The 8,731-nt window shown below is 40.9% G+C and carries 4 protein-coding genes and 1 pseudogene; all 5 read right to left on the bottom strand.

The features are described 5' to 3' along the window. Window positions 1-767 (bottom strand): annotated as a pseudogene (locus tag OCK74_RS11095) (glycoside hydrolase family 88 protein); the annotation flags it as partial. 178 nt (window positions 768-945) lie between these two features. Then, on the bottom strand, window positions 946-2,715 hold the full coding sequence (locus OCK74_RS11090) for a RagB/SusD family nutrient uptake outer membrane protein (RefSeq protein ID WP_279297104.1): 1,770 nt from the start codon (window positions 2,713-2,715) through the stop codon (window positions 946-948). Between the two features lie 17 nt (window positions 2,716-2,732). Next, on the bottom strand, window positions 2,733-6,272 hold the full coding sequence (locus OCK74_RS11085) for a TonB-dependent receptor (protein WP_279297103.1): 3,540 nt from the start codon (window positions 6,270-6,272) through the stop codon (window positions 2,733-2,735). A gap of 189 nt (window positions 6,273-6,461) precedes the next feature. Then, on the bottom strand, window positions 6,462-7,658 hold the full coding sequence (locus OCK74_RS11080; RefSeq protein ID WP_279297102.1) for a FecR family protein: 1,197 nt from the start codon (window positions 7,656-7,658) through the stop codon (window positions 6,462-6,464). A 204-nt stretch (window positions 7,659-7,862) separates the two neighbouring features. Further along, on the bottom strand, window positions 7,863-8,444 hold the full coding sequence (locus OCK74_RS11075; RefSeq protein ID WP_279297101.1) for an RNA polymerase sigma-70 factor: 582 nt from the start codon (window positions 8,442-8,444) through the stop codon (window positions 7,863-7,865). Between the last annotated feature and the right edge of the window lie 287 nt (window positions 8,445-8,731).

Genomic DNA, 8,731 nt, shown 5'->3' with positions numbered 1-8,731 from the left:
CATGACTGTCCCCTTGCCCACATGCTGGAATCAGAATAGCCCTGGTGTGTAATGCCTTTCACCTTTTTACCCGTTGCTGTATCATATACGACCACGTGATAAGACGTATAATCAGGCCGGAAGTGATTGTTCATGGTAGTTTCGGCATGCTTCACCGCTATGTCGTACAGGTGCTTGTCCCCTCCATTTTTGGATGCCCAGAAAAGCAGTTCCAGGTTGATCATGTTGTCCATGATGGTATTATGCCTCAAGGGATAGTCTGCACCCGGCACCTGCCTGGGCCAGGAAAGAATGGTGCCTACCTTTGGATTATACAGTTTGGAGAGGGTATCTGCTGCGCGCAGCAGAATGCGCTTGTATTCAGGATTGCCGGTCAGGCGATAACCATTGCCGATGCTGCAAAACACCTGGAAGCCCAAATCATGGTCAATCGCAGAAGAATCCAACAGTGGAAAAAGTGCCCTTGAGAAACTGTCTGCTTTTGCTTTCCACTGCTCCTCTTGGGTGTATTCGTATGCATACCACAGAATGCCGGACCAAAAACCGCTGGTCCAGTCGCGGTAATTTACAAAGCGCCAGTCGGTTTTACCATGTGCAATACTTCTGGGAATGTTGTTGTAATCTTTTAGGGTGGCAGCCGTTTTAAATACCTGCTGTACTGTGTAGTCCAGGTTTTTGTCCTCACTGTATGCATTGGAAACAGCACATCCTCCAATAATAGCAGTCATGACGGTGGCTGCAACAACCGAAAGCTTTTTGATGCTCATATTTTACAATTCAATCTTTGTATCATTTTAATGCAGGCAACTAATAAACTTTGTGTGCTTGCATGAAACAATACTTTGGGATGGATTAGAAAAATTACAGGCGGCTGTTCATTGCCATAGACTTAGAAGCGTTGAAGGTTATTACCGCCTGTAATTGGGAGAATCATTACAACTGTTATTACCAGCCTGGATTTTGTGTTAAATTAGGGTTGAGTTGAATTTGCTGTGTTGGGATGGGTAATAAGTAATTTTTCTCTGCCCACTGCCTGCTGCCTTCAAAAATCAAATTACCATTCGCATCAAGGTTATATGGAGCTTTGCCATTTACCAACCAACGGCTTTCCCAGCGTGTACCTTTCCATTTTACACCCAATACATCCATGGGCATTTCTGTTTCTGCTGTTTTCCAACGTTTCAGATCATCCATACGGAAGCCTTCTAAAAACAACTCTATCGTTCTTTCTCTTCTGATTTCAGTCCTCATGTCCAGGTTGTTTGTAGTAACTAGCTCATTACTAAGCTTAGGCATTGTTTTATTTACCCTGTTGCGTACTTTATTTAATGACTTATCCAGGTCTGCGTTTGAAATACTTCCATTACGTTCAAAAATGGCTTCAGCATAATTCAGATAAACTTCAGCCAAACGTAATACTGGCCAATCGTAACCTTCTTCATTATCATTCATTCTTCTTTCAGTGCCCCACTTTTGATTTTGATAGCCTGTACCATTGGCAGCATTATGCCTGCCCCTGGAGCTTGCTATGTCTGCAGCATCACCCAACCAGGTTGAACGAGCACCTGGATTTTCATTATCCCAATAATAATTGGAATCGATCATCATTGTATAGCGCATACGGTTGTCTCGATTAGTAAACTCCGACCTTGTCATGGCATATCCCTGGAACAGAGAAGATTTATTAACAGGCAAGCCATCCTGGGCGAGGAACATGTCAACAAACTTCTTTGAAAGAGCTGAATTCACCCATGTATGCGTAACATTTTGCCTGATTTGTCTTAAAGAAAAAGAAAAACGGTTGGCCAGTATATATTCCTTATTGCCAGATTTACCAATACCTGCAGGATTTGATTTCTCATCTTCCAGAATAAACAGGTATTTCAGCGCAGAATCGCCCAAAGCTGCAGGTGCAAACAATTGATACTGATTGCTTGCGATTACAGAGTCGCTGGCTGCAATAGATTTATCCAACAATGCATTATAACGGGCTGCATTACCATTCCTGAATTTCTGCCAGGAGCCTTCGTACAAAGTAACCCTGCCTAAAAAGGCCTGAGCTGCACCCTTACTGATCCTGCCTTTATTGGCAGCATTGATTGCGGATTCAAGAGGAAGAAAAGCAATAGCTTCTTCCAGATCTTTGATGATCAAATCAACTACCTGCTCTCTTGTACCACGAGGCGTCTGTAATTCAGGAGAATTAATATCGAGTGGTCTGGTAATTACAGGAACACCCCCAAATTGCTGCAACAAGTCAAAATATACATAAGCTCTAAAGAACTTTGCTTCCGCTACATATTGCAATCTTTCTGAACGGGCCGTATTACTCATGTCTGCACTGTCCTTTGACAATAAATAATTGATGGCCCTCAACCTGGTATAAGCGCTGTTCCAGTTACCATCTGTAGTCACAGAAGGGTTTGTACCATTACTGAAAACATTTCGCTGTGCAACTAAATCACTGCGAATATCAGAATGGGGAGAACCTGCATTCGTATTGGCAGCAAATGGATCATACAATACCTGTGCAAACGAGATCAAATAAGTATAGAATTCATTAGCAGCCAGTTTGTACTGTTCCGCCGTTTTCCAGTAATCGGCATCGGAGATTTCATTGATAGGCTTCAGATCAACATTTTTATTGCAGCTAAACTGGAACCAAACCAATATGCCAGCAATGAATGAAATATATTTGAAAGTTATCTTTTTCATCTTTTAGTTTTTGGAAATTAGAAGGTAATGTTAGCGCCAAATGCCAGATTTCTATAGAAGGGATACCTTGAACTGTAGGTGCTTTGATTGTTGTTGTTGGCATCACCTGTATTGGACACATTTCGGCTCGCTTCCGGATCCCATCCATCACGGATCTTCGTTGTTTCCCAAAGATCATTACCAGAGAAGTAAAATCTCACTTTCTCGATATGCGCTCTTTTGGTTATGCTGCGGGGAAGTGTATAACCAATCACCAGGTTTTTCAATCTCAGGTATGCGCCATTTTCTACTACCCAGTCAGAAGGAAAATAGTTATAGTTATTAATCGTACCAGTTGAAGAAATCCTTGGATAATAGCCATCAGTACGGGTAGGTGTCCACCATTTATTCAGGAATGCTTCGTTCTGCGCCTGGAAAACTATTGCAGCAGGTATTCTCCAGTTACCATCACGAATGATGGCCCTTTTACCAATACCCTGGAAAATAACATTGAAATCGAATCCTTTCCATTCCATACCAGTATTGAAGGAATAGGTTAGTCTTGGGTCATCAGTACCGAGGAATACAGCATCTTCCGGAAAGGTGATTTTGCCATCGCCATTGACATCTTTGAACATATTGTCGCCAAGCGCTAAACGTGCATTCGCTTGTGCTGTAGATGCGCCGCTTGGTATTCCAACATTATTGCCAACAATGAATTTACTGTAATCATCCAGCTCTTTTTGTGATTGAATTCTTCCGGTATAAACTAAACCAAAATATGAATTGATTGGGTAACCTTCAACGGCCCCGTTCAGCCCCCTGTTATTACTGCTGATGATCTTTTGACCACCAAAGTTTACCAGTTCATTATTGTAATTAGATAAATTACCACCAACATGATAAGTTAGTTTGCCTATATGGTCTCTCCATCCTAAGGATACATCCCAGCCCTTCGTTTCTAATTCACCGTTATTACCATCAGGAGCAGAAGCACCCAACACTGCCGGGAAGGTCCGGGAAATCAGCATGTTTTTATTTTGCTTGATAAAATATTCAATTGAACCGTTTAAACGACTATTCAACAATGCAAAGTCAAGTCCGAGGTTGGAAGTCTGTATTTTCTCCCAGGTTCTGTCATGAGCAACTAATCCACCTGGAGCGACTCTAACCACAGGGCTGGTACCCAGGATTGGGAAACCGGAGTTCGTAGCTCCTGTCGTAGAATTAAGATTTAACAATTGAATATAATCATACAAGCCAATACCACTCTGGTTGCCTACATTACCCCAGGAAGCTCTCAGTTTCAACTCATTTAAGAAATCAAGGTCTTTCATAAATTCCTCCTGCGTAATACGCCATCCGCCAGAAAAACCATAGAAGAATTTCCAACGATTATCCGCATCAAATTTGGAAGAACCGTCATAACGTCCATTTAATTCCAATAAATATTTATTGCGAAATGCATAGCTGATCCGGCTAAAATAACCTGCCAATGCATAGTGATTCTGTGCTTCAGCTACTGACTTCGAAGTAGCGTCTCCATAACTAAGGCTTAAAGAAGAGGGCACTCCTTCCAGTACATCTAAAGTTCTAGACAAGAAACGATTGAATTCCTGTCTTTCATATTGTGCACCAGCCATTGCTTTGAAATCATGATCGACTGCAAAAATTTTGGAATATTCCAGGTAAGCATTCAGATTGTAATAGGATTCTTTACGGTTTGCCCTCTGGTAGAAACTACGACCAGTTCCCGATGGTGTCAAGGTAGAGATCAATTGGGTACCGGTATAATCATACCAGCCAATTGCATTCTCCCTTGTACGAAAATCTGTATTATGGAAATAATAACCGGCAGCACCTACGGCCCTTAAATTCCTGGCAAAATTGTAGGTAAGGTTAAAACTGGTATTCAGACGCAGATTCAATTCTTTATTTTCTCCACCGTAATCAGCAATATTATTTGTAGTAGCATTGCTAATACCAGAACCCCAAACGTATGGTCTGCCGTTTTGCGCTGTTAGAGGTAAACCGGGCTGGATACCATTGTTCAATACAGCTCCTATATTAGATGGCTGGGTAATGTCATTCTTTTCCAGAGAAATATTGCTTTCCAATTTCAATTTTTCTGAAACCTGGTAATCATTGTTCAGGCGAAGATTATAACGCTTGTTGGCATTATTTCCAACTTGCAAAAGGCTTCCATCGTCCAGGTAACCCATAGAAATACGGTAACCAGCTTTATCACCTCTTGATGATACACTCAATTGATGTTCCATGGATGTTGCATCATCCCATAAAACATCCTGCATGGTGCCAGGAAAGAAAACAAAGTCTTTAACATCAGTGAAAAAACCAGAACTCTGAAGCCCAAGATTTGTAAGTGCAGTTGCAGCATCAGCACTGTTCAAATAAGTAATATTATTTGCAACAGCATATTGAGCCAACTTAGCATATTTATACCAGAGATCTGTAGGTGTAAAGCCATCATTTACCCTGGCTTCCTCCATCATTGGTCCCCAGCCGGAAACATCTACCAGTTTTGGTTGCAGACCAATTACTTTTCTTGACACTGACCCATTGTATTCAATAACAGCTTTGCCGCCTTTTGCTCTTTTTGTAGTAATGATCACAACACCCCCTGCAGCCCTGGCACCATAAATAGAAGAGGCCGCTGCATCTTTCAGGAAAGAGATGTTATCAATATCGGCAGGGTTGAAAGAGTTCAATGCACTTACACTGGGTAGTGTCAAACCATCCACGATCACCAATGGCTCGGATCCGTTTACAGAAGTATTACCCCTTATCAGGAAACTCCAGCTTTCACGGCCAGGTTGAGCAGAACTACGGCTTACAGTGACACCAGGCACCTGCCCTTGTAAAGCTGCCATAGGGCTGGAAAGAGGTCCGCGGTTTTGAAATGTTTTAGCATCTACTGTAGCAACCGAACCGGTCAGGTTTGCCCTTTTCTTAGTACCATACCCTACCACCACCACATCTGCCATGCTTCTATTTGCCTGTTGGAGTGCAAGACTTATTTGCGTTTTATTGGAAAGGGAAATCTCTTTGGTGTCATATCCTACAAACGAGATGACCAAGGTTGCATTCGGTTTGGAAACATTCAATGTGAAGCTACCATCATCTTTTGTTATGGTGGCGTTTTGGGTTCCCTTTTCCAGAACGCTGGCACCTGCAAGGGGTTCGCCTTTATCATTGGTGATTGCACCTGTTATAGTTGTTGGCGGAGGTGGAATGGCAACCTGTTCTTTTTGAGGAATTACAGTCTTCTCTTTGACGACAATGATTTTATTCAGAATACTATAAGTTAACGGCTGATCCTGAAAACAAAGATCCAACACTTGTACCAGGGGAGCATTATTAATAGTTACTGTAACCTTCTTTGCTTTCCGTAGAAGAGCATCTGTATAAACGAACGTGTAGCCGGTTTGTTTTTTAATTTCCTGAAATACCCGGTCAAGAGGAACGTCTTTTTCAGAAAGACTGACTTTTTGGGCAAAGCCATTTGCTGTGGCATTCAAACAGAGCGCAAGCAAAAATACAGCAGTGAACTTCATCATTAACAAAGTTTTTCCAATCCCCTTTATTTTAAGGAGATTGCGACAAGCAATCAAATGCATAAATTTGTTTTGATTTTGGGTTAAACAATAAAGAATATACCTAGTGTTACCATTGGATTAACCTGAATTATTTGCCGGGAGTATTCGCAGTACTTCCGGTTTTCTTTTGGGCTAATCACTATTTTAATATTACATAACGATAATTTTTTGACCTTCAATATCAAACCGAACTTTACCGGTAAGTTCCAATGCTTTCAATACATCGGAAAGCTTTGTATTGCGGGGCATCTCTGCATAAAATAATTCATCCGTCTTTTTGTTGTATACTACTTCTACATTATACCAGCGAGATACCTGCCGCATCACAGTTTCAATGTCTGAACCTTCAAAGCTGAAATTCCCATTTTTCCACGCCATGACTTCCTCAACATCCACACCACTCACCACTTTTACTCCTCCTTCTTTAGAAAGTTGTGATTGTTGGCCTGGCTTCAGCAGGCTTTTGTTATTTCCACTTACAAATTGCACAGATCCTTCCAGTAAAGTAGTTTTGACAGCAGCCTCATCATTATACGCCATCACATTAAAATGCGTACCTAAAACCTGCACTTCCGCACCATTTACACTGACAATGAAGGGCATAGCTTTATTCTTTGCTACTTCAAAATAAGCCTCACCTGTTATCTCTACTCTCCTTTCCTTGCCAACAAAAACAGTTGGGAACCGGAGAGAAGAAGCTGCATTGAGCCATACCTGGCTGCCATCGGGGAGCTCTATTTGGTATTGCCCTCCCCTTGGCGTTGCTATAGTGTTGTATACCACTTCCTTTGTTCCTGTATTTGCTGGATCATAAGCCAGCTTCCCTCCCAGCTTGATTACCTTGGTAGCCCCTTGCTGAGCAAGGGCACCGTTCTGAGCGTCATCAAGTATTATGGTAGAGCCATCAGCTAATGTCAGCACTGCTTTATCACCACCTGGAAGCACATCGTTTTTAAAACGTTTAGTTCCGCTTTCTTTGGTAATTTCTGTCGATACAGGTCCAGACACAGATAACCGGTATACAACTAAAGACCCAACCATTAATATTACAACTGCTGCAGCGGCATACCACCAACGTCGCATTTTTGCCTGTAGGGTAACCACTTTAGCTCTTCCTTCTGTTTGTGCCGTTATCTTTTGCCACGCATCCTGAATATTTATACTTTCAAAAAACTTCAATTCTTCCTGCAGCTTGTTTTCATTTTTAAACTGTTCAAATAACTTGCGGTTTTCTTCGTTCGCAGAAACCCACGCTTCCAACTCATTTCTTTCATCCTCATTTAATTCATTCTTTAGGTATTTAACAATTGTCTGAGCACGCTGAAAGGGTGAAGTAAATTGATCCATAGATAGCATTGATATTAATAAGAACACATTACCAATAAAAATGGGTGAAAAGAAAACTAGATTTTTTTTAAAAATTTCTGCAGATTTAAAAAAATCTTGTTCTATTGTGCATTTTTCCCTGAAAAGATCATTGTAAATAGTATGGAACTTTCTTTATTTAGGAGTAGTAAAGTAAGGATTAGATGCATCAATAGTTAATAATTATCAACATCTCTGATGTGATAGCATGACCAAAAGACAAGTAAAAGCACCCAAATCCAATTTTAAGCGAAGTAACTGTAATGCTCTTGCCTTCTGTGTTTTAATAGTATTGACAGATATTCCCAATTGTTCTGCTATTTCATGATTTTTTAGTCCTTCAAAATAGGCAAGTTTTAATACCTGCCTGCACCCTTGTGGCAATTCTTCGATGGCATTATAAATTTCACCCAACACTTCTGCTTTAATCATTTGCTGCAATCCTTTTTCTTCTTCTACTTCTTCTGAATTTTGGGCTTTGATAAACTTCTTTTCTACCTTTTCATGCCGGATCCTATTTATACATGCATTACGGACAGATACATACAAGAAGGTTTTTATAGACAATTCATGATCAAAATCACTCCTCTGTTTCCAGAACTTTATAAAAACATCCTGAACTATATCTTCTGAAGCATCCTTATCTTCAATCATGTTGAATGCGAAATAACAGAGACGGGAATAGTATAATTTGAATAAATACTCAAATTCCTTATTAGCCTCCGCTCCCAGGTATTCCTCTTGTGTATCAAATGAAGAATGATTCATGGGCTAAAATTAAAAAAATGGCCTTTAACATTTTTTAACTCCATAAAATATTGAAGGGCAAATCTGGAAAAACATAGAACGTGGTTTTCTTCAATTTTGGTGGAAGATTAGCTGGAATCCTGCATTATCCTGCATTAGTCGCTTGCGTAAAAGTTTGAAACCGGCCCTCCCGTACATATGCTGCTCGATGACCTAGATCAGCATGCGCGGTTTTACTTCTACGCCGGTTAGTTTGTTTTTTGGATTCTGCGGCGATGCGTTTGCTATCGTCCAACGATTAGCGGTGT

This window comes from Paraflavisolibacter caeni (assembly GCF_025628885.1).
GTDB lineage: Bacteria > Bacteroidota > Bacteroidia > Chitinophagales > Chitinophagaceae > Flavisolibacter > Flavisolibacter caeni.
This window is presented reverse-complemented; position numbering and strand designations above follow the sequence as displayed.